The sequence below is a fragment of the Candidatus Clostridium helianthi genome, assembly GCF_045310795.1.
GTDB lineage: Bacteria > Bacillota > Clostridia > Clostridiales > Clostridiaceae > Clostridium > Clostridium helianthi.
In genome coordinates this window covers 49341-71111 of record NZ_JBJIAB010000018.1, presented here as the reverse complement: position 1 = coordinate 71111, position 21771 = coordinate 49341, and the positions used below count along the sequence as shown (strand labels likewise).

Genomic DNA, 21771 nt, shown 5'->3' with positions numbered 1-21771 from the left:
TGTTGTTTTGTCAAAGGAGATTAATGATAAATTATGAATGAAAAAGATCCAAGAGCAGTAAGAACTAAAAATTTGATTAAAGAGTCGTTTATCCAATTACTTGAGGAAAAAGATTTTAAATATATAACAATTAAAGATATTACAACAAAGGCAACTATAAATAGAGCAACTTTTTATGCTCACTATTTAGATAAGTATATTTTGCTAGAAGAACTTGTTATAGATTGTTTTGAAGAAATGTTACCAACAGAAATTTTAAATGCTACAGATTTAAATGAAGAAATTATAAAGGAACTTATTTTCTTCCTTTATGAATACAATATCTCATTTTATCAAAAGCGTAAAATTGATTCTACATCTATAGCTTCTACTGTAGATAATTTATTAAAATACAAAATAGATAATCTTATCGAAAAAATATTAAGTAGTATGGTATCTAGAAATGAGTTAGATTTTAGAGACACAAATATATTAGTCAAACTAATTTCCTCATCAGTCTATAGTTGTGCTCAATATTGCTATTTTAGTAAAAATAATAAAGAATACAATATTGAAAAAACTATTAGCTTTATTATGAATGGGATGAAGGCTGTTAAATAAAACCTTTCTCTAAATAAACCATACTTTTTCTCCCTGATATTTTCCTCCTCTTACATATGTAAGAGGAAATTTATCAATTATTCTTAGTCTAAGTTTAATATTGTTTCATCTTTATTTAGTTTTGATAATTCAACGCTTGTCCTCCATAAATCTCTTCTATTTTCTTTATTATAGGAAAGCCTCGAAGTTTTTATTTCCCTTGTGCCTTTAAAATATTTACCTGTAATTTCATTAAGTTCAGGATTAATTATGAGTGATGCTAATGCTTTACCTGATTTGCTAGCAGTATTAGCACTTGGACGAACTAAAGTAAAAATAGGAAGAATATAATCACAGACAAATTTCATTAAAGGAGGAAAAGTGCGTGAAAACCCTGTACCTGGCATCTGTCCAGGATCAAAAGCATTTACTGTAATATTTTTATTAGTTTGTTCTTTTATTCTTTCGGCTAACTCATATGAGCAGTATATATTGCATAATTTTGAAGTTGTGTAGCGACGTTGACCAATTATCATCATATTTTTACTTTCATGAGCATCCTTAGGATAAGCTAATAATCTTGCATTTTCATATACAGGCTCAGCTATACCTGTTTTTTGCAATGGATCATGAGTTCCACTACTAACAAAGACTATTCTACCTGAATCAGTCATCTTTTCTAGCAGCATATTGGATAGTAGAAAATGTCCAAGATGATTTATTCCAAAGGTACTTTCAAAGCCATCTTTAGTATAATGAGTTTTATCAACCATAATTAATCCTGCATTGCAAACTAAAGCATATAGTGGTGGATAATTTGATTTTGAAAATTTGCTCACAAAATTTCTTACTGATTCTAAGGATGCAAGGTCAAGTTCCAAAGAAGTTATGTTGTTATTGTTTGTTTCTTTAATTAGTGAATTAACTGCATCATTTGCTTTAGCTGCATTACGGCAAGCTAGTATAACATGATTATTAATATTAGCTTTAGCAATGTTTTTAGCACATTCATAACCTAATCCTGAGTTCCCCCCAGTTATAATAATTGTTTTTTTATTTGAATTCATTTCATTTAACATAATAACACTCCTTCTTTGCAAGTAAAGTTAACATATTTTATCATTGACACCGTCAACTTGAATTTATTATAATCCCTAACATTGACGGTGTCAACATAGTGTTGTAAAATTATTTATAAATATATTGGTAAAAGAGGTTCATATGAAAAATAGTAATGATACAAAACAAAAATTGATTGATGTCACAAGGCAAATGATTGATACAAGTGGTGTTGATTCGGTTAGTATGCGTGACCTTGGAAAAGAAACGAATTTATCTAGAAGTGCAGTTTATGTATATTTTAAAAATAAAGATGATTTACTTGCAGCCATTGTAACTGAAAATTTTGATACGCTAAAAAACCGTATTTCAAAATTAATTGGAGAAATAAATGATCCTAAAAAACTTGTTTATGAAGTCTTATATGCATTTTATGATTTTGGCATAAAGAATCAAGAGCATTATCCATTAATGTTCCGCAAGCAATGGAATAAGGAGCAATATCCTACCCTGCACATTTCAGCCATTGAAGTATTTGCACTCTTGTATGAATGTTTGGAAAAAGCTCATGAACAAAAATGTACTGTTAATAAATCGCCGAAACAATTAACAGCAATGGTATCTTCATTTATTCTTGGTCTTGTTGAGCTTAACTCTACTGGACATCTAGAACCAGAAAAAGGATTAGATGATCCAACTGATTTAATTAATTCATTTGTAGATGTGATTTTTATTTAAGTAATAAAACATTAACATGAAATTTTAGAATTTATTTTATGAGTTATTTACTATATAAGATGGGGTGGCGGTTTTAATTCGGACTTTACAAATTGTCCCCCCTCATTTCCTAAAAACTTTGAGCATAAAAAAACACACCATTCATTTTAAATAAGCGTGTCTCTTGAACCAAAGTCGGAAGGTCTGTACGCAATCCCATCAAATGCAGAAGAATGGCCATTGCAGTCAGGTTTACCTTTTGGATAATTTACAGTTGCAATACCAACCATATTTTCATATGCTCTTGATCTCAACTGTGAAATGCGGTTTATCTCCATAGGGCAAGCATTTGGTACTAAAATAATCTCAACGCCTTTTAACCTAAGAATTCTTGCGCTTTCTGGAAATTCCCTGTCATAGCAAATCATTGCACCTATTTTTACATTACCTTGGGAAGTGCCTAAATCGGCAACATAAAAATCATCACCGGCTGTTAATCTGCATTCATCTCCAAAATCACAGGTATGAACCTTTGCATAGGTAAGTTAATTATATTCGTTTATATTATCCATTCTTTTAAATAGTCTGTTATACCTATCTAATTCTGCTTTATCCTCGACTATAATTCCTGAATTATAGAAAGTGATATTGCCATGCCCTTCATTCAATAAATTCATTTCTTTCAAAATTCTTTTAAGATTTTTTGCAGTACCAATATTTCCATCAATTATACTAACATTTGAAGGCACTAATTTTCTAACCATATCTTTATAGTACGAAAAATGGGTACATCCTAAAACAATAGCCTCATAATTATTTAAATCAAATTTAAATAACTCATCTTTAAGATACGGTAATACTATTTCTTCATCAAACTCTAGTTTTTCTGAGAATTGAACTAATCCTGGAAGAGGCAGTAAGTCAACAACATGTTCGTTATCTAATTTATAAATAAGATTATGTAATTTTTCTTCCTTTAACGTCAAAGCAGTAGCAGTTACCAAAACTCGTTTATTCATATCTTTGTTTTTCTCAATGGCGGGCTTTACTGCAGGCTCCATACCAATAATCGGAATGCTATATTTACTTCTCAACTCCTCTATTGCCACACTTGTAGCAGTATTACAAGCAATAACTACTGCCTTAACTCCTTGTTTAACAATAAAATCTATAGCATTTAAAATATACTTTTTAACTTCATCTTTTGGTTTTGGTCCATATGGAACATTTGATGTATCTGCATAATATATATAATCTTCATTAGGTAACACTTTTAACGTATCATATAATACAGTAATACCACCGATACCTGAATCAAAAAAACCTATTTTCATTTTTTCTATTCCTCCAATAAATAAAATTTATATGCTACTCCACTGAAGCTTTATTTCATCATTGTTTCACATAAATTTACTTCAGCAAAACAATTATAACATATTTGGTAAATATCACATCATTCAATTTTTAAAATAAAACTACTTTAAAAGATTATTTTCAAATTTTTGATTATCGCAAAAAATAAGAAATCTACTAATATAAAAATTATCTTATTAGTAAAGACAGGACTGATGGTGTTTTATATACTCAAATTACATGTGGAGCTGGCATAACTAATTATAAGTTACATATTTATAAACTTGTAATTAATTTTATTGTATGATAAAATTAAATTACAAGTTACATACTTAAGCATTTGTAACTTTCAATTAAATTCTATAATCATCTCAAGGGGAGGAATTATAATATGGAAAAAGATAATAGAAATTTGATACAGGTTGATCAATCTAAATGTACTAAGTGTGGAAGCTGCTCCAAAGTCTGTCCAACTGATTTTATAGGTATGGATGAAAATGGGCCAAAGGTAGTAGGACAATTTTGTATCTCCTGTGGGCACTGTGTGGCTGTTTGTCACAGTGCAGCACTTGACAATGTAAAAACACCTTTAGCAAATCAAGTAGAACTAGAAAAAACACCAGTTCTTGACGAAGATACTGCATCTAACTTTCTCCGCAGCAGACGTTCTATTAGGGAATTTCAAAATAAACCAGTTCCTAGAGAAAAGATAGAACAGCTTTTAAATGTTGCCAGATTTGCGCCAACAAGTGGTAATTCACAAGGAGTTTCCTATCATGTAATTGATAATCCTGATACATTACGCAAAATCACATCAGTTGCTGTTGATTGGTTAGAAGAGGCATTGAAACACCCACCTTATGCTGGATCACCATTAGAAGCACCATTTACCAGTCATGTAAGACACTATCGTGAGACTGGTGATGATGTTGTATTGCGTAATGCTCCTTGTCTAGTGATACCAATAGTTCATAAAAGTTCTTCATCAATGGGACATGACAGCACGCTTTTTTCTCTAGCATATGCTGAACTTTATGCGACTTCAATTGGACTTGGAAGTTGCATTACTGGATTTTTTGACGCTTGTGCTGCTGCTGGCTATAAACCATTACTTGATATTTTAAATTTGCCAGAAAATATGAAGGTTACAGGAGGACTTATGGTCGGCTTTCCCAAATACACTTATAAACGTTTGGTAGATAGAAGCCCATTGCAGGTTACTTGGGGAAAATAATAAGAACGAAATTGTATGAATTGCATTAATTTATATTTTAATGTGACTGTGATTTAGATAAGCATATAAGAAATGGCCGGCAATAGTCGGCCATTTCTTATATAAAATATTTATTAATTGGAATTCTTAAGTCCTTTTATTAGAAGATTTATAACAGATTCTATGTTTTGTTTTCTGTCAGGATCTTCAAATGTGTTTGGATGAATAAAAACGCTGGTTGCAAGATATACAGATCTCGCCTCTTGATAAGGAGATTCTGTAAAGAATATACCTTCTGTAATTCCTTGCACTATAACCTTCTCAATAGAATTAATTCCCTCTTCTATACCCTTTTTTATTACTTCCATTGATCTCTGAGCTAGTTTTATGTAGTTCGCAAACATTTCCGGATCATTAATAGCACTGTGATGTTTAGCTTCGACAAAACTTTCGAGTAAATTACTAAGTTTAACATCTGCAGGACTATCTTCTTTTAATATGTTATTTGACGGAGCATGCAAACGTGTAAGCCAACGCTCGGTAACAGCGTTCCATAGATCTGTTTTTCCATTATAATATCTATAAATAGCAGCATGACTTACTTTTAATAATTTTGCCACATCAGTGATATTCGCTTTATCTGGTCCGAAACGGCGAATTATTTCTTCTGTTGCATTAAGGATCGTTTCTTTATCTAGCGATATTTTATCCAAATTTATCACCGCTTTCTTATTTTATTTTTAATTATATCATTTTTAGTTTTATGTTTCAAATTACATTAATTGTAACAGAATTAAATCAAATGAATTATAGTATATCTTCAATTACAAAAAGTTTTTTTGTGTCAGTCATAAATATTAGATATAATTTTGAAGAATCACCATACTTCTTTTCAATATAGTATCTATAGTCATTCTGAAAATTGGGCATATTCTCCTTTGGAACATTTAATCCAGACAAAACTTTATCTATTTCTGCTTCGATAGATTTATCTTTATTACTTTCCCAATTTAGATATTGGTCAATATCATCTTCTTTTGTATATTCAAAAATATGATATCGTTCACCATCCCCATGAACACTTGCTATACTCTCCATTGAATAAATTTCTTTATATGAGTCCGGTAATTTAATAGACCAATTGATATCAATAACCTCAGTATATGGTCTATTTATTTGTATATATAAAAATACAGAAATTAAGATCACAACTATTAATAAAAAAACACCTATAAATTCAAATAATTTTTTCACTGATTTCCTCCATCAAAAGCAATATAGCATTCTATCTATAAAAAATTAAACTCACTTATGATTTTGATTTATTTATGGATAATTATAACATATCTTTTGAATATCCTATTATTCAATTTTCAAAAATCTATTTTTATTAATTGCTATGCAAAATCCACATGTGGCTTAATATTACACAAATTTAATATTAATATGAATTTTCTATTTACATTTCTTTTTAATATTTGGATACTTTATGCATTAATCATTATAATTGACTATTTATTTGAATATAAACGTTATTACTAGTCAATAATTCATTTATATTTATTACTTTTTATACTGCACTATTTTCTTTACATAAAGATTATTTTCACTATAACTTTAGGAGGTAATACCAATGATCCCAACAAACACACCTGACGTCTTACTAAGAACATTTATACTTTTTATAACATTACTAGTTTTAACCAGAATATTAGGAAAAAAACAAATGAGCCACCTAACATTTTTTAATTATTTTACTGGAATTACAATTGGCTCAATAGCAGCTAATATGATTCGTGAAACCGAAGAACCTTTTTGGGATGATTTTATAGGGTTAATTTTTTGGTGTGTGTTAACTCTTTTAGTTGAATACATTAGCTTAAAATTCAGTAAATTAAGACAAATAATTGATGGTCAACCTACAATAGTTATAAAAAGAGGGGTAATTTTAAAAGCTTCTTTAACCTCTAATCGTGTTAATTTAGATGATTTATTAATGCTACTTAGGAAACAAAATATATTCTCTATTAAAGAAGTAGAATATGCTATATTAGAGCCTAACGGAAACTTAAGTGTAATGAAAAAGCCACAAGATCAGCAAATTACTAAATCTGATATGAACATTACTATTCCTACACCAAAATATTTACCATCTGAAATAATTTCTGACGGAAAAATAGTTAAACATAATTTGAAAGAATTAAATTTAAGCGAAGATTGGTTATATTCTCAACTTAAAATTCAAAATATATCTAATTTAGCTGATATAATATATGGAGAACTTCAAAGTGATGGTACATTATTCTTACAAAAGAAATAATTTATATGCAAAATCTTCTTCTTAACATTTTTATATAACTTATTTCACATAACCTCACTAACCTTTATACTAACTAAAAATACATTACATGATGTTTCAAAATTAATCAGGTCAAAAAAAAAACACCAATTATTTATATTTCTCATATAAAATCAGTGTTTCTTCGCTTTTGATAATTATTTTCTTAAAATCTTATCCATCGCTTTTCCTTTTGCTAGCTCATCTATTAGCTTATCTAAATAGCGAATTTCCTTCATAGTTGGTTCTTCAATATCTTCCACTCGAACACCACAGACAACTCCTTTAATCAAGGTTCGTAAAGGATTCATTTTAGGAGCTTCTGCAAAGAAAGTCTCAAAATCAGTCTGTTTTTTCAGCTCAGCTTCTAGCTCCTCTTTGCTATATCCTGTCAGCCATCGAATTATTTCATCAACCTCTGTTTTTGTACGTCCCTTTTTCTCCGCCTTCGTAACATAAAGAGGGTAGACACTTGCTACACTCGTTGTATAAATCTTATGTTTTGTCATAATACATCCTCACTTATGTAATTTTCTTTATTTATAATATTTAAAGCATTTCTCTGAAATTTTCACTAAAAAACTCCTCCTAATAATATTAGGAATTTATAAGTTTAATTGAAACTATTGAACATAAGAACAAAAATATGCTAACTCCTATTAATAAGGTGTATTCTTTTTTCTTATTTAACTTGAAATAATTAATACCCATTATTAATTGTTGTATTCCTGATAACATAAGTACAATTAGCATAATAATCATTTTTAGATTATGGTTCACAATAGAAAATATTGCTGTTAAAATAGTTACTATTGATATTGTTATATTAATAATCTTGAATTTACTATTATAATACATAATTATCCCCTCGAAATCCATAGCGAGTTTATTTGCATTTATTCACATTAATCTAATTATATACCAATTACTTTCAAATATTCAATAAAATCGCTTTCTACTTATAATATGATCCTCCCATAATTAGAAATTAATAAAACTTTTATTACTTCCTTTTAGTATTACGAATTAAAAAAATCGTAAATTCATTTTCTTGAATAATACGATTTTAAAATTTGCTATTTAATTTTACTGATTCATAACTATATGGAAAATATTCAACAAATACTTTATAGGACTATACATATTATTTCATATTAATTTTTCATACAGTTTAAACGAATCCAATCCGTAGTTTCCAAGGCCCAAATCAACAGTATCAATATATTTAAATCCACATTTTTCATAAAGCCTAATGGCAGGCATATTACCTTCAAAAACATCCAATCTAATTGATTTAACTTTTGACTTAACACTATGTTTATCAGCAAAGTCCATTAGTGCTTTACCTACACCACATTTCATAAATCTTGGATGAACAGCAAATGTATGTATAACAAAAACATCTGAATAGTCATACTCAAATCCCCATTTAACATTATAATATGCCGGTTCAGGCTCATGGCTTAAAATAATAGAACCAATGATTGTTCCATTATGCTTTGCTACATAAAGATTTCCGTTTTTAATGCCATCAATTGCATTTTGTCTTACAGGATATATACCCTTTATCCATCCCGGATAATTTACTCCATCTGCCAAATAATCATTTAAATCATTATAAAGATTTTCTAATTCATCAATATCATTTACTTGCCCAAATTCAATAGTAATATTCATATGTATCACCTCCAAATCAATTCGAAATATAAATTTTGTTTTATTACAATAATTTACCATTGCAAATTGATTATAACATATCTTGTAAAAGCTATATTACTCAATTTTCAAAGAACATTTTCGTAATTTACTGCATTAAATATGCAGATTGTAAACTACCTTAACTAGAAATTTGAATTTATCGCTCATAATTTTTTAATATCCTCAATACAAAACTTATAAATTAGGACTTTAATCAAATTAATATTTTAGTATATATAAGTATTAAATTTCTTCATAATGATTTAGAATCTCTTTAATTTTTTCATAAATAATAGATTTTAATGATTGTGGTTTCACTGACTTAATAGAAGTACCGTATCTAAGGAAATAATTAGATATGAATTCTTCTTCACCCACATTAAAAAATCCCTTTATAATTGTCTTTGTCCCTAATTCTATTTTCATAGAAGGATAGTTTTCCTTATAAAAAATATCTTTTGCACTATCTAAAATTTCTACTTCGAATTGAATACTTTTATCAGATTGGTAGAACTCTAAGGGAGAGTTTATTAATTTTTCAATTGGAAATTCTAACTTATCATTGCTAAATTTTAATGAGGTCATTTTATCACATCTAAAAACTTTGTATTTATTACTCTTAAGCTCTATTCCACTAGCATACCACTGTCCAAATTTAGAGGAAATTTCAAAAAACTGTATGTGATAATTTACAGTTTTGTTATTTTTCAAATACTTAATCTTACAGCTAATTTCATTAATAATGCTTTCTAAAATCTTATCTAAGAATTGACTAACACTATTATGCTTGGATGCTTCAAATTTTAAGACCTTTCTCATCTTATTAATTTCTTTTATTTGTTCTCCTGATAGGCAGTTTTCAAATTTTTCATTTAATTTTTCTATACTTAAATGAAAAGGTGTAGACTCGTAGGCTTTCAGTGTGAGCATTGCAAAATATAAAGCGTATACTTCATCTATGGTAAATATAATAGGTGACAATAATCTATTTTTCAATATAACATATCTTACGTACCTACCTTGCTCTGCATAAATAGGCATTCCCAATTCTTCTAATGAAGCAATGTCACGCAAAGCTGTACTTCTTGAAATGCTATATTTATTTATTAAATCACTTAAATTAAAGTAATCGAAGTCATTCAAATACATCATCATATGGTTTAATCTTTCTGATTTTTTCATATATCCTCCGTTGTAAAATTTTCCCGAATAAAGATTTCATATTTTGACACCTTTAAGTATTATACTCTAATTATATCAATAATATAGTCATTGATATCTAATTTATTATACAAAGGAGATTAATATTATGAGTACAACGCTAGAAATTGCTATTTTCCTTTCAATGAATGGAGAAGCACAAGATGCTATTAATTTTTACACGAAACACTTTAATGCAGAACAGTTAATGATTGTAACATATGCAGACCTGGTAAAGATGGGGGATAAATCAATAGAAATTAATGACGAAAACAAAAATCACATCTCTCACTCTGTTTTGAAAATAGGTAAGACTAAAATTATGCTTAATGAAAATCCAATGGATGTTAATGAAAAGTACCAAGCTGGTAATAATACTTCTCTATGTATTCAAAGTGCTGATTTGGAGGAAATCCAACAATTCTACAAGAGCTTAATTACAGATGAAAGAGTCAACATAATTGTACCATTATCCAGTAATATATTTAGTAAAGCATATGGTATTATTGAAGACCCATTTGGTATTAAAATTCAATTATGTTTTGATGAGAGATTAAAGTAACAATTATTCAATGTATGAGAAACATGAGGTTTGGAATTGGTTTATAATATGGTGTTTACGGGTAAACTGTATTCTAATAAAGGAGGTGCAGTATTGGATATTAAAAAGATTCTTGAAATCCTCATAATAGTTTTACAGGGCTTATCCATAACAATCATAGTTTGGGGAGTTTTTCTTTGCTTGATAAATTTTATTAAATTGGAGATATCCACTAATAATAGATCAAATATAGTTAAAAAGATCACATCTGCAAAAAATTATTTAGGCTCTTATATACTATTAGGTTTGGAGATCTTAATAAGTGCAGATATTATAGATTCTATATTAAATCCTACCATGCATGATATTTTGAGACTAGCTGCTATAGTTATAATTAGAACAGTGATATCTTATTTCCTAAATAAAGAAATGAAAGCTACTGAAAATAATCAGTCAAGTTAATTACTATAACCTAAAAATAAGCTATAGCACAATAATTTATAATACATCGAGTAGGATGAAAACAATTATTTTGTTTCCATCCTCTCACACCACTATACTTCAGCAATCACCCTACAATGGAGCCCTGAAAATCCGCTCATATTTACTGGGAAAGTATATACTTTTAATCATTATTTTCTTAAGATCTTATCCATAGCTTTTACTTTTACTAACTCGTCTATTAGCTTATCTAAATAGCAACTTTCCTTCATGATTAGTTCTTCAATGTCTTCTACTTTGACACAGCAGACACCCCAATTAATAAGTAACATTACATAATTATTTTGAAATAACTTCTACCCCATCTTCTGTTACAAGAACTGTGTGTTCCCATTGTGCTGAAAGAGAACCATCAGCTGTCAATGCAGTCCATCCATTATCCTCATCTATAAATATTTCATGACTTCCTGCATTTATCATTGGTTCAATTGTGAACACCATTCCAGGCGCCAAAACCATATCTGTTCCCCTTTTTCCAAAATGAAAAACAAATGGATCTTCATGAATATCTAATCCAACTCCATGTCCTCCAAATTCTCTAACTACTGAATAGCCATTACTTTCTGCATGTTCCTGAATTGCTGCTCCAATGTCTCCTAAAAATGCCCAAGGTTTAACTGCTTCCAGTCCTTTATTTACGCATTCTTTAGTTACTTGAACCAATTTTCTGGCTTCTTCACTTACTTCACCAATCATAAACATTCTTGATGCATCTGAATAATATCCATTTAATATAGTAGTAGCATCTACATTTACAATATCCCCATTTTTAAGGACAACATCGTCACTTGGTATTCCATGACATACTTCATTATTTATTGATATACAAATACTTTTAGGAAAACCATCATAATTAAGGTCTGCTGGAATTCCACCCTTTGATATAGTATAATCATATGCTAACTTATCTATCTGCTCTGTTGTCATGCCTTCTTTGATGTTTTCACTAATCAAGTCTAAAAGACCATTATTAACCTCTGCACTCTTTCTTATTCCTTCAATTTGCTCTTTTGTTTTTATAAGATCTCTTGTTGGTACTATATGTCCTTTTCTTTTTAAGTCACTTAATTTCTTATCAAATTCTAAATGACAATTTTTATATTTCGCTCCACTTTTACACCAACATAAATCATTTCTGTTTAATATCATAATATTACTCCTTGTTTTAACTATTTAATTGATCCTCCATGAAAATAACATTCATAAACTTTAATATTACCAAAATATATTTCCTCATGCCCTTGAAACCACTTAAATTCACCATTTATAATGCAATGATATTTATACTGTCCATTTTGATAAATAATAGGACCTCTATATGGATTATCTTCCGTTACTAAACTCAAAGCTTCCTTTAAAAAACTACCTGAAAATCTTTCATCCAAAACTCTTCCAGTATAATTCATTGACCAAAATGGAATATCATCTTGCCACAAACCTTCTTCCCCTGAAAATCTTTCTCCACCTAAATAGGTATCAATATATTTTAAGTTTCCTTCTACATATTCTAAATCATGAGAATTTGGCCTTGAAGATCTACACTCTGCACCATTTCCAGCATACGTGGATCTTTTAGCTCTACATAGAAAATCAATTATATTTTTATTTATATTATTAATTTTATTTTCTTCTATTGATAACCTACAATTTTCTTCATAATCATTGACTAATTTATCAATGCTTACTTTAAAGAACTCACTTAATGCAATTAATCTAGCTATATCTGGATAGGACTGCCCAACTTCCCATTTTGCAACTGATTGTCTTGATATACCTAAGAATTCAGCCAATTTCTCCTGCGATAGACCTTTTGCTTTTCTAAGTGTTTGCAATTGTTCCTGAAAACTCATAGTTTAATCCCTCCTGGTATTAGTATACTTACAATATTATCATATTTCTACCACCTAAATATAACACAGTTGACAACTAAAAGTTGCATTTAGTAAAAAAGTAATTCTAATACCAAACATTCTCTGCCTTATTATTTGCTTATGATGAAGTTCTCCGTAACATCATCAAATAATAGAACTACTCATCTTTTTTATTCTGATTCATTGTCGGTCATTGCTGATATTTTGTTGTCCTCCATCACCTTGTTGGTTATAAGGTTATAAACAAAGATGGAATAATGCCTATCACTATGAATATTATACTTATAATAAAACCTGCATGATAAGCGGCTGAAATATTGGCAGCAGTAGCCTCCTTCATTTTCAAAGCACTGCTTACAACAGTTGCCAGAATAGCAGAACCAAATGCGGAACCAATGTTTTGTATGATTCTTGTTGAAACACTAGCTTGTGCGACCTGCGTTTTTTCAAGTCCTACATAAGAATCACTCATAAGAGGGATTGTCACACCTCCAACACCCATACCACGCAACAACAGTATAAACCATATATACCACTGATTTGTACCCATATCAAAGAAAACAAATGGAAGAGTACCGATGATTGTAATAGCAATTGAAGGAAGAACTACAAAGCGAGCGCCTATCTTATCGGTCGTCTTTCCAACAAGTGAACGTGTCACCAACATACCCACTCCTTGAGGGATCAACCACAGTGCCGAAGTGATGACATCCAAACCTCTAACATTTTGGAAAAACATTGGAAACAGGAGCATTGGACCATTGGTGGCAAACCCAGCCAGAAACAAGGAGATAAATGCGGCACAGAAGTTTTTTGACTTGAACAGTTTCAGCGGAATTAACGCCTTTTCTTTCATTCTCCATGCATAAATGACATACGCCATCATTGAAACTCCCCCAATAGCAATAGTCAAAATACCAGATATATTATCATTTGACCCTTTGATTTTAGTTATGCCATAGATAAACATTCCAGATGTTAGAGCTAACATTAAAATTCCGAACCAATCCATTTTCGCATCAATGTTAGCAGCTTCAAATTTAGGAAGCTTCCACTGAAGTAGAATCAATGCAATGATCCCAATAGGAAGGTTCACAAAAAACAACCAGCGCCAAGTCATATACTCCAATATTGAGCCACCGATAATGGGACCGACGATAGGGCCAAAAACAATTGGAATTCCTACAATGGACATTAACTGACCAAGGTTATCCGCTCCCGCTACATGAACTATCATGGTTGTTAATGTAGGAATCATTAGACCGGATGCGAACCCCTGCATAGCGCGGAATGCTATTAAGCTTTGTATATCCCACGCAAAGCCAGAGAGCAATGAAGTTATCATGAAGAGCCCCAATGCGCTCATGAATATTTTCTTGCCATCATATTTTTGGATCAACCATCCGGAAAATGGAACAGCAATCCCCAATGCTAAGGTATATCCAGTAACTACCCATTGCACTACCCCAAATGTGGTTGAGAACAATTTAGCTAAATCATTGACTGCAATATTGACAATAGTGGCATCCAACATTGGAGGAAGTGCTCCCAATACTAAAATCATTGAGATACCAATTATACCTTTGGAAAGTTTATTTTCTTTCAAGCTAACATCTCCTTACGGTACACTGTGTACCTAATTTTATTTTATTTTATTATACATCGCCTTCAATTAAGATACAATATGTATCTTAATTATTTTTAAAAGATATGTTATAATGTTGTTAGAGTCTTATTAAAGGAGATGCGCATTAATGAGAGAATCAGATAAGAATACCCGCAAGCGTGGAGATATGCTAAACGAAAGTATTTATGAAGCTACCGTGGAGATTATCAAAGAAGTTGGTTATGCCAATCTCACATTTCAACAAATAGCACAAAGAGCAAAAACTAGCCGCACTGTACTCTACCGCCGCTGGAATACAACCTATGACCTGATTCGAGAAATCATGGTGTACAAATTCAATGCGGCGCTGGATGGTGAGTTAATTGATAAAATAGAGGATACTGGTAGCCTGCGAGGTGACTTATTATATTTACTTACAATCTACCAAAGAGTTTATACATACGTCGGTTTGGAAATCATGAACGCTTTAATTTTCGAGATGAGCCAAAACAATGAAAAGCTTGATGAGGTCAAAATAAATGCTACAGAAAAGAATATCATAACCATGAGAGCATTATTGAAATTAGCTAAGGCTCGTGGTGAGCAAATAAAGGATGTCAGCAATCAGACTCTGTCTTTGCCATTTGATTTGATTCGTATGGAATATATTATGTACAATAATGTGGTTGACGCAGAACGGCTCAAATTATTGGTTGATGAAATATTGCTTCCGGTGTTTAAAGCCTGATGCCTCTTTTTTGTAACACAAGTGTCGGTCTTTCTGCTTATCACCAATATTCCTTAATATAAAGCAGCCCAGAAGCATTGTAATATATTGCTTCTGGGCTGTTTTCGTATTTATTTACAATACGGTTCACCGTATCCCTGTCAATCTCCATTTTCTCTTAAAAGACGATACTTAATGATTGCATGCTATTTAGAGAAACTTAATATAATTTCAATGTCTATTTATCAATTAATCCAAGTTCAATCATACTTTTTGCAGTTGCCACGATTGCTTCTTCTGCTGATCTTGGCTGCCAGCCAAGTAACTTTTTAGCTTTTGCGTTGCTACAAGCTGTGTTTTGTCCTAAAAACGTTGCTGGCATGCGCAAATCATTTTTAAAAATCGCCATAAATTTAATCATGAAATCCGGCAGTGCCTTAGTAGATACTTTTTTTGCTGTACTTCCTAAGTATCTCTGCAAAATTTTCGCTTCTTCTTTATATGTCAAATTTTCACCTGTAGTAGCAATAAATCGCTCTCCAGCTGCTTCTGGACATGTCATCGCAAGCAAATGTAATTCTGCAACATCTCTCACATCAACGTAATCAAATCCAATATTTAAGAGGAATGGCATATCCCCCTTTAGCATCGCACGAATAATTTGATTAGAGTGAGAAAAATCCTGTCCAAGTACAGGTCCCATTACCGCCACAGGATTAACAGCAGCGAGTTCCATATTCTCTTTCTTTGCAAATTCCCAAGCTGCAAGCTCTGCCATAGTTTTTGAACGTTGGTATGCATCAATATTGCCTGACAAGTCAGTCCAATCTTCCTCTGTGAAAATCTCCGGATGAGATTTATGGCCTGCAAGCACTGCCCCTGAAGCAGAAGTTAGGACTACACGTTTAACACCTGCCGCTTTCGCTGCCTTCATCACTCGCAATACACCATCAACCGCCATTTTCACCATTTCATCACCATCATCAGGACGTGTGGCTGGTGTTGGTGATGCCACATGAATAACATAATTTGCATCAGTTGCAGCCTCTATCCAGTTTATATCACTTGTCAAATCTGTCTGTATAAACTCAAGATTTTCAAAATTAACTGCTCCGCCTTTTGCAAGCATTGACTTAACCTCATCCTGGCGTGAAAATGTACGAAGTGTTGTACGAACTCTATATCCCCGTTCCAAAAGCTTTAATATTATGTGTACGGCAATGAAGCCACTTCCTCCTGTTACTAAAACTAATTCTTTTTCCATAATAAATCCCCCTCACTAAAGTTTCACTTGTAACCTCTGTGCAATTAGAATATACTATTATCAAAATGAAATCAACACAGAAACGATCATATGTGACAATAAGGGAGGTATTGTAATGGCAGCAACAAATCACTCGCAAGCCATCAAAAAAGATACAAAGGATTTTATAACAACAGCTGTGCTGCAGTTGCTTGCAACAGAAAAATTGTCGGAATTAACAGTTTCACAAGTTTGTAAACGGGCAGGGGTAAGCCGCATGGCTTTTTATCGAAATTTTAACGATCTCGAGCAGATTTTATATGAGTATTATCAACCAAAGATTGCAGCTGTATTTTATACGATTCATCAAAATCCATCCTTCTCTGATAAATTTGATATCCAATTAAAGTTTTTCAGTACCTTTAGTGATGATTTACTCTCATCTGTTGACCGTGGATATGAACCAATCATTCAGCAGATTTTCATAGAAGAAATAAACAAATTTTATGCTCCTGATAGTGGTGAATACTGGACAACTTTCATGTCAGCAGGCGTTTATGCTGTTTGGCGAAAATGGTTTCTAAGTGGACAGCAAAAACCGCTCCAAGAAATAATGGAATTCTTTAAGCAATTTGATACATTAAAAAAGACTTTTTAAAATTTCTGCCTTTATCACTTGTCGTATATTGTTATTAATTGTTGGGCAAATAGCTCTTAGTACTCAATCTTTTTATCAGGTATAAAGGCAGATTTTTAACCAAAATATCTTTCGATAAGCAATACAATATCTAACATACTAGTATAGTGAGAAGTTCATAAATAATTCTGTATAATTTATGTTTAAATATTAAAAAAGATAGAACAATTATCTCTAAATGTTCTATCTTCATTACGCTTTATTTTTTATAAGTTTTATATTGATTTCCTATATTATTATCTATAATATTTTTCTAGGATTCTATCCAACTAGATTTTCCCCAGCCTTAAATGCTCTTAAAGAAAATTCCTCTAACGCTTTTGAATCAGGAACAAGAGTAGCTCCACAAACGTGAATATTATCCTCTAGTTTCCAGCCATATGTGTTGAAGACATTAGTAACATATTTAATACCTTCTGCACCTACTTCAGGATTTGAATTAGCTTGAGTAAATATTGTTACTACCTTTTTACCTGGATGTCTAGGTGTAATGGTGTTTCCATCATGGTCAATCAATGGAAATGTACGGTCTAACCAAACTTTTGCTTGGCCTGTAATTTGATAGTAGTAGATTGGAGATCCAAATACAATAGCATCTGCTTCTTTAATAGCCTCATACATTGGTTTAAGATAATCATTGATAGCACAACCATCATGAGTACGGCAATAGAAGCAGCTTTGACATCCACGAATTCCAGTATCGTTTAAATTAAATTCTATAATCTCAGCACCTTTAGACTCAGCACCTTTTGCCACTTGTTCTAATAATTTTGAATTATATCCATTCTTTCTTGGACTAGCATTAAAAATAACCACTTTTGACATTTAATATCTCTCCTTTTAAATACAAATATTTCTTAAATTAGATTAACTATCTACTTACCATATTTATTCTCCTTCATTTGATATTTACTCAAATAAAAGTACTTGATATAATTATTGTACTTAAATAAATTTATGTTAACAAGAACGCAGAATTTAATGATCAGGTATTATTTTTCTTACCTAGGAGGAGTAGATATGGCAAGCAAACAAGAATCAGAGAAATATTTAAATATAGTGAAAGAATCAAATTTTAATGAAAAATGCCCTATAAAAGATGCATTGGAAGTAATCGGAGGCAAATGGAAACTGAATATATTAGGGCAGTTACTAAGAAAGGACGTATGCCGCTTTAATCAATTAAAGAGAGACGTATCAGGAATAACAAATACAATGCTAGCAAATTCATTACGTGAACTTGAGAGTGATGAATTAATTATTAGAAATCAATATAACGAAATGCCTGTAAGAGTAGAATACACTTTAACTGATAAGGGAAGAAATCTATTGCCATTACTTTATGAATTAACAGTTTGGTGGGATGATTATATAAAGAATAAAGAAATTTCAAAATAATATATTGAAATAAAACAGGCTACATTTTGGAACTTATATCCACAATGTAGCCTATCTTTATACATTTACTAAATAAAGCCCTTCGTGTAATTCCTCGGAGCTTATTTTTATCCTATAACTTCCTTTGCCATATTGATCATATCATCCTTGCTTAATTCAGTATAATCCATATTAATAATGCAATAAGATAGTCCATCTTCATACCACATAACCGATTGATTTTGACTAACCTTTATTTCATCTTTTTCGCTTCCATATCCAATTTCAAGAAGCCCCTTATCTTCTAAGTCTTTTTCTTCGTCTGTTGGTTTATATCCTTCTGGAACTGATTTGTATTGACTACTAGTATATATGATTTTAACTCCATTATATTCTACTTCAGAAGCATTTTTTGGCATGTTTCCATAAAAAGATTTGTCATCTGTTTTTTCAGCTGACATGGCTAAAATCTGCCCATTTTTAGAACCATCTTTTTTATAATCAAAATCTGCGCTCTTGTATTTTTCAGTAGCATCTCCTTTTTCATTACGAACTTCATTGTTTGCGTAGTTAAATGTATCAAATTTAAATCCATTATTAAAGGATTCAACATATTTAGGTGTAAAGCCAACAGTCTCGTTTACTTTATCTTTACTTGGAAAAGTTTTAATTTCAGTTAGATGAGATGATGAACTAAATATTCCAGAAAGATTAGTTGCTGCAACACATGTTACGGTTGTTGCAATAATGACCATTCCTGCAATTATAAATGTCTTTGGTTTTAAGAATTTATGTTTCATAGTAAAAACTCCCTTATTATCTTTTTCTTTTAATATTTCATTTCTAATTTTGAAAAACATATTCTCAGATACTGAAGCATCATCTGCTTTATGAATTAAGGCCTCTTTAATTTTTTGATCTATATTTTCATCAAAATTTTTATCCATCAAGTCCCACCCTCTTTAAATTTCTATGATTATATTCATCGTCACATTTAATTAAACTGCTTTTTAATTTTTTTCTTGCACTATGAAGCCTCGATTTGACTGTTCCTTCAAAGCACCCCATTACTTTTGCTATTTCATTAACTGTAAGACCATTAAAATAATATAGAACTATTACTGTTTTTTGTTTTAAATCAAGCTTTTCAATTTCTGCATAAAGATTATTATTTTTCTCTTTTCTCAAATATTGCTCTATAGAAGTATCAATATTTTTTTCATCTACCTTTTCAAAAATATTATCAACTGGCATTGATTTTTTATCGTTCTTTGCATATCTCCATGCAATTCTAGTAAGCATTTTAAAAAACCATGATTTAAAAAATTTAGGATTTTTAAGACTTCTTATATTGTTATAACAGCTTATAAATGCTTCTTGTACAATATCTTCACTTGTATACTTACTACCTGTAATAAGATATGAGTATTTGAATGATTCATTTTTATATATTTCAAACAATTCACCTAATGCGTTCATATCACCAGACTGGATTTTTATGACAAGTTCTTCTTCAGACACTTTGCTCTCTCCCTTCGATTCTTATCGATGCATCTATATATTAGAGACATTAAGTTATTAATTGGTTCATTTTCAGAAAAAATTTTTGACGCCTCAATTTATACCATTTATAGTCACAATTTTTAATGCTACCTTTAAAATACCTTACAAATTATTGCTTTTCCTATTCTTATTAAAATCCTTTTACTACTATATGACAATCAAACATCCACCAATTTCAATTATATTTCTTGTAATTGAGAACCTATACTATCAAAATTACTATATACATATCTTTCTATTAAGAGAATTTATCATAATCTTTCTTCTAAAGTCAAAATAGAAAGGAGAACCGCCTCCATAATATGGACTTGGTTCTCCTCTATTACTTAGATACATTATTAAATTATCATTGATGTTAATCTCTATTGATTCTACATATCTAGTTTTGCTTATAGTTATTTTAGAGATTAACATATGCATTACTATCTTTGTTATTTCTTTGTAGATAGCTTAGTACATCCCTATTTTCTTACGTAGAAAATAGCACATATCATAATGCAGTATTTTTATTATCCTATAATATAATAATCAGCTCTAATAATTTTAATATATATTGTAATTATCTTTATGCAGTAAAAAATGTAACTATACTACATATGAATTGTATAATTGAAAAGGGAGTCATTACATATTTCTCTTTTTTACTTTTTGTCAGTATTCCATTCCCTATAATTGCATATCCTAGAAATAGAGTATTAACTATTATAATTATTTTTACAAACATAGAGTTAAACCCTATAGACAGTATATTACCCCACTGCAAATAAGCCATACCTACAAAGATAAATACAAAAAAGAAAGTACAACTTATTAAACGCATCTTTTGGGGTAGCACTTTACTTGTTCCTCCAAGTGCATATTCACCAAATGGAGCACCAAGTGTAATTGACAACTGTAATAAAGCCATTCCAAAAGTAATAATCGCACATATCAATGAAACAATATAACCTATCATATTAACATCACCTCTTTTTTATATTGTATTTGTTAATATAATAAACCCTGTAGTATACTACCTAGTCAATATTAATTTTATTTTGTTTCTTTATTTCAATACACCTTCTTATATTATAATTTTCAATATCATATACAACCTTTTCTAATCCCTCTCTTAGACTATGTAAATCTTGTATTTTCTTTTTAATAAATGCTATTTTTTTTAATATCATTTCCTTATATAAATCATTTTGAGAAATTTCATTTTCTTCTTGAATAGAAATAAAATCTTTTACTTCCTTTAGAGTAAACCCTGAGTCTTTTACTATTAAAATTATTTCCATCATCTCAATATGACGCTTGGTATATATTTTATAACCATTGCTCTTCCTTTCAGGTAGTGGTAATAATCCAAACTTTTCATAATACCTAATTGTCTCCTTCTTCACACCTACCATTTTAGCAATTTGACTAATTGTATATTCCTCCATATAACTATCTTTCTCCCATTTTACAAACATTTACTTTTTATTACTAATTATAGCATACAAT

At 30.4% G+C, this 21771-nt stretch carries 25 protein-coding genes and 2 pseudogenes; 9 read left to right on the top strand and 18 right to left on the bottom strand.

Annotated elements, in window-relative coordinates; genetic code table 11:
• Positions 1-33 precede the first annotated feature (33 nt).
• Positions 34-600 carry a TetR/AcrR family transcriptional regulator gene (locus ACJDTP_RS14730; protein ID WP_271813313.1) on the top strand — a complete coding sequence of 189 codons (567 nt, stop codon included), beginning with the start codon at positions 34-36 and terminating at the stop codon, positions 598-600.
• 83 nt (positions 601-683) lie between these two features.
• On the opposite strand, the gene ACJDTP_RS14725 is transcribed toward ACJDTP_RS14730, so the two are convergent.
• Complete coding sequence (locus ACJDTP_RS14725; RefSeq protein WP_406761659.1) at positions 684-1658, bottom strand: SDR family NAD(P)-dependent oxidoreductase; 975 nt, start codon at positions 1656-1658, stop codon at positions 684-686.
• Between the two features lie 142 nt (positions 1659-1800).
• On the opposite strand from ACJDTP_RS14725, the gene ACJDTP_RS14720 reads away from it, so the two are divergent.
• A complete protein-coding gene (locus ACJDTP_RS14720; RefSeq protein ID WP_078116725.1) occupies positions 1801-2376 on the top strand; it encodes a TetR/AcrR family transcriptional regulator in 576 nt (191 codons plus the stop codon).
• A 146-nt stretch (positions 2377-2522) separates the two neighbouring features.
• On the opposite strand, the pseudogene ACJDTP_RS14715 reads toward ACJDTP_RS14720, so the two are convergent.
• Positions 2523-2858 (bottom strand): annotated as a pseudogene (locus ACJDTP_RS14715) (carbon-nitrogen hydrolase family protein); the annotation flags it as partial.
• A 42-nt stretch (positions 2859-2900) separates the two neighbouring features.
• Positions 2901-3689: a glutamate racemase gene (gene murI, locus ACJDTP_RS14710; protein WP_103697985.1), complete on the bottom strand. Its 789-nt coding sequence runs from the start codon at positions 3687-3689 to the stop codon at positions 2901-2903.
• A 410-nt stretch (positions 3690-4099) separates the two neighbouring features.
• Here murI and ACJDTP_RS14705 point away from each other — a divergent pair, with 410 nt between their 5' ends.
• Positions 4100-4942 (top strand): nitroreductase family protein, encoded by an 843-nt coding sequence (locus tag ACJDTP_RS14705; RefSeq protein WP_406761658.1) that lies wholly within the window; start codon positions 4100-4102, stop codon positions 4940-4942.
• 113 nt (positions 4943-5055) lie between these two features.
• On the opposite strand, the gene ACJDTP_RS14700 is transcribed toward ACJDTP_RS14705, so the two are convergent.
• A complete protein-coding gene (locus ACJDTP_RS14700; protein ID WP_406761657.1) occupies positions 5056-5643 on the bottom strand; it encodes a TetR/AcrR family transcriptional regulator in 588 nt (195 codons plus the stop codon).
• Between the two features lie 85 nt (positions 5644-5728).
• Positions 5729-6175: a hypothetical protein gene (locus ACJDTP_RS14695; RefSeq protein ID WP_271813305.1), complete on the bottom strand. Its 447-nt coding sequence runs from the start codon at positions 6173-6175 to the stop codon at positions 5729-5731.
• Positions 6176-6554: 379 nt separating this feature from the next.
• Here ACJDTP_RS14695 and ACJDTP_RS14690 point away from each other — a divergent pair, with 379 nt between their 5' ends.
• A complete protein-coding gene (locus tag ACJDTP_RS14690; RefSeq protein ID WP_406761656.1) occupies positions 6555-7241 on the top strand; it encodes a YetF domain-containing protein in 687 nt (228 codons plus the stop codon).
• Between the two features lie 176 nt (positions 7242-7417).
• Here the strand turns inward: ACJDTP_RS14690 and ACJDTP_RS14685 are convergent, their stop codons facing one another.
• From ACJDTP_RS14685 to ACJDTP_RS14675, 3 genes are all read right to left on the bottom strand, one after another.
• Positions 7418-7768 (bottom strand): DUF2200 domain-containing protein, encoded by a 351-nt coding sequence (locus ACJDTP_RS14685; protein ID WP_406761655.1) that lies wholly within the window; start codon positions 7766-7768, stop codon positions 7418-7420.
• A 640-nt stretch (positions 7769-8408) separates the two neighbouring features.
• A complete protein-coding gene (locus ACJDTP_RS14680) occupies positions 8409-8936 on the bottom strand; it encodes a GNAT family N-acetyltransferase (RefSeq protein WP_171772111.1) in 528 nt (175 codons plus the stop codon).
• 264 nt (positions 8937-9200) lie between these two features.
• Complete coding sequence (locus ACJDTP_RS14675) at positions 9201-10139, bottom strand: helix-turn-helix transcriptional regulator (RefSeq protein WP_406761654.1); 939 nt, start codon at positions 10137-10139, stop codon at positions 9201-9203.
• Positions 10140-10266: 127 nt separating this feature from the next.
• Between ACJDTP_RS14675 and ACJDTP_RS14670 the strand changes: the two genes are divergently transcribed.
• Both ACJDTP_RS14670 and ACJDTP_RS14665 read left to right on the top strand, forming a co-directional pair.
• Entirely contained in the window at positions 10267-10719 is a 453-nt protein-coding gene (locus tag ACJDTP_RS14670) for a VOC family protein (RefSeq protein ID WP_406761653.1), read from the top strand.
• A gap of 48 nt (positions 10720-10767) precedes the next feature.
• On the top strand, positions 10768-11160 hold the full coding sequence (locus tag ACJDTP_RS14665; protein ID WP_171773030.1) for a DUF1622 domain-containing protein: 393 nt from the start codon (positions 10768-10770) through the stop codon (positions 11158-11160).
• A gap of 170 nt (positions 11161-11330) precedes the next feature.
• On the opposite strand, the pseudogene ACJDTP_RS14660 reads toward ACJDTP_RS14665, so the two are convergent.
• The 4 genes and pseudogenes from ACJDTP_RS14660 to ACJDTP_RS14645 all read right to left on the bottom strand — a co-directional run.
• A pseudogene (locus tag ACJDTP_RS14660) lies at positions 11331-11465 on the bottom strand (DUF2200 family protein); the annotation flags it as partial.
• A 13-nt stretch (positions 11466-11478) separates the two neighbouring features.
• Complete coding sequence (locus tag ACJDTP_RS14655) at positions 11479-12348, bottom strand: methionyl aminopeptidase (RefSeq protein ID WP_406761652.1); 870 nt, start codon at positions 12346-12348, stop codon at positions 11479-11481.
• A 20-nt stretch (positions 12349-12368) separates the two neighbouring features.
• Positions 12369-13049, bottom strand: coding sequence for a DUF5680 domain-containing protein (locus ACJDTP_RS14650; protein ID WP_406761651.1), 681 nt, complete (start codon positions 13047-13049; stop codon positions 12369-12371).
• Between the two features lie 250 nt (positions 13050-13299).
• Positions 13300-14676 carry an MDR family MFS transporter gene (locus ACJDTP_RS14645; RefSeq protein WP_406761650.1) on the bottom strand — a complete coding sequence of 459 codons (1377 nt, stop codon included), beginning with the start codon at positions 14674-14676 and terminating at the stop codon, positions 13300-13302.
• A gap of 148 nt (positions 14677-14824) precedes the next feature.
• Between ACJDTP_RS14645 and ACJDTP_RS14640 the strand changes: the two genes are divergently transcribed.
• A complete protein-coding gene (locus ACJDTP_RS14640; protein WP_041898485.1) occupies positions 14825-15424 on the top strand; it encodes a TetR/AcrR family transcriptional regulator in 600 nt (199 codons plus the stop codon).
• A 217-nt stretch (positions 15425-15641) separates the two neighbouring features.
• Here ACJDTP_RS14640 and ACJDTP_RS14635 read toward each other — a convergent pair whose 3' ends face one another.
• Entirely contained in the window at positions 15642-16667 is a 1026-nt protein-coding gene (locus tag ACJDTP_RS14635; protein ID WP_406761649.1) for an SDR family oxidoreductase, read from the bottom strand.
• 115 nt (positions 16668-16782) lie between these two features.
• On the opposite strand from ACJDTP_RS14635, the gene ACJDTP_RS14630 reads away from it, so the two are divergent.
• Positions 16783-17304, top strand: coding sequence for a TetR/AcrR family transcriptional regulator (locus ACJDTP_RS14630; protein ID WP_406761648.1), 522 nt, complete (start codon positions 16783-16785; stop codon positions 17302-17304).
• Positions 17305-17604: 300 nt separating this feature from the next.
• On the opposite strand, the gene ACJDTP_RS14625 is transcribed toward ACJDTP_RS14630, so the two are convergent.
• Positions 17605-18168, bottom strand: a complete 564-nt coding sequence (locus tag ACJDTP_RS14625; RefSeq protein ID WP_406761647.1) for a flavodoxin family protein — start codon at positions 18166-18168, stop codon at positions 17605-17607.
• Between the two features lie 195 nt (positions 18169-18363).
• Here ACJDTP_RS14625 and ACJDTP_RS14620 point away from each other — a divergent pair, with 195 nt between their 5' ends.
• Entirely contained in the window at positions 18364-18741 is a 378-nt protein-coding gene (locus ACJDTP_RS14620) for a winged helix-turn-helix transcriptional regulator (protein ID WP_406761646.1), read from the top strand.
• Between the two features lie 107 nt (positions 18742-18848).
• Here ACJDTP_RS14620 and ACJDTP_RS14615 read toward each other — a convergent pair whose 3' ends face one another.
• The 4 genes from ACJDTP_RS14615 to ACJDTP_RS14600 form a co-directional block, all read right to left on the bottom strand.
• Positions 18849-19667 (bottom strand): hypothetical protein, encoded by an 819-nt coding sequence (locus ACJDTP_RS14615; RefSeq protein ID WP_406761645.1) that lies wholly within the window; start codon positions 19665-19667, stop codon positions 18849-18851.
• Positions 19660-20241, bottom strand: coding sequence for an RNA polymerase sigma factor (locus ACJDTP_RS14610; RefSeq protein ID WP_406761644.1), 582 nt, complete (start codon positions 20239-20241; stop codon positions 19660-19662). Before ACJDTP_RS14610 ends, ACJDTP_RS14615 begins: the two co-directional genes overlap by 8 nt.
• 607 nt (positions 20242-20848) lie before the next feature.
• Positions 20849-21238 carry a hypothetical protein gene (locus ACJDTP_RS14605; protein ID WP_406761643.1) on the bottom strand — a complete coding sequence of 130 codons (390 nt, stop codon included), beginning with the start codon at positions 21236-21238 and terminating at the stop codon, positions 20849-20851.
• A gap of 61 nt (positions 21239-21299) precedes the next feature.
• On the bottom strand, positions 21300-21710 hold the full coding sequence (locus tag ACJDTP_RS14600) for a helix-turn-helix domain-containing protein (protein ID WP_406761642.1): 411 nt from the start codon (positions 21708-21710) through the stop codon (positions 21300-21302).
• Positions 21711-21771: the final 61 nt, after the last annotated feature.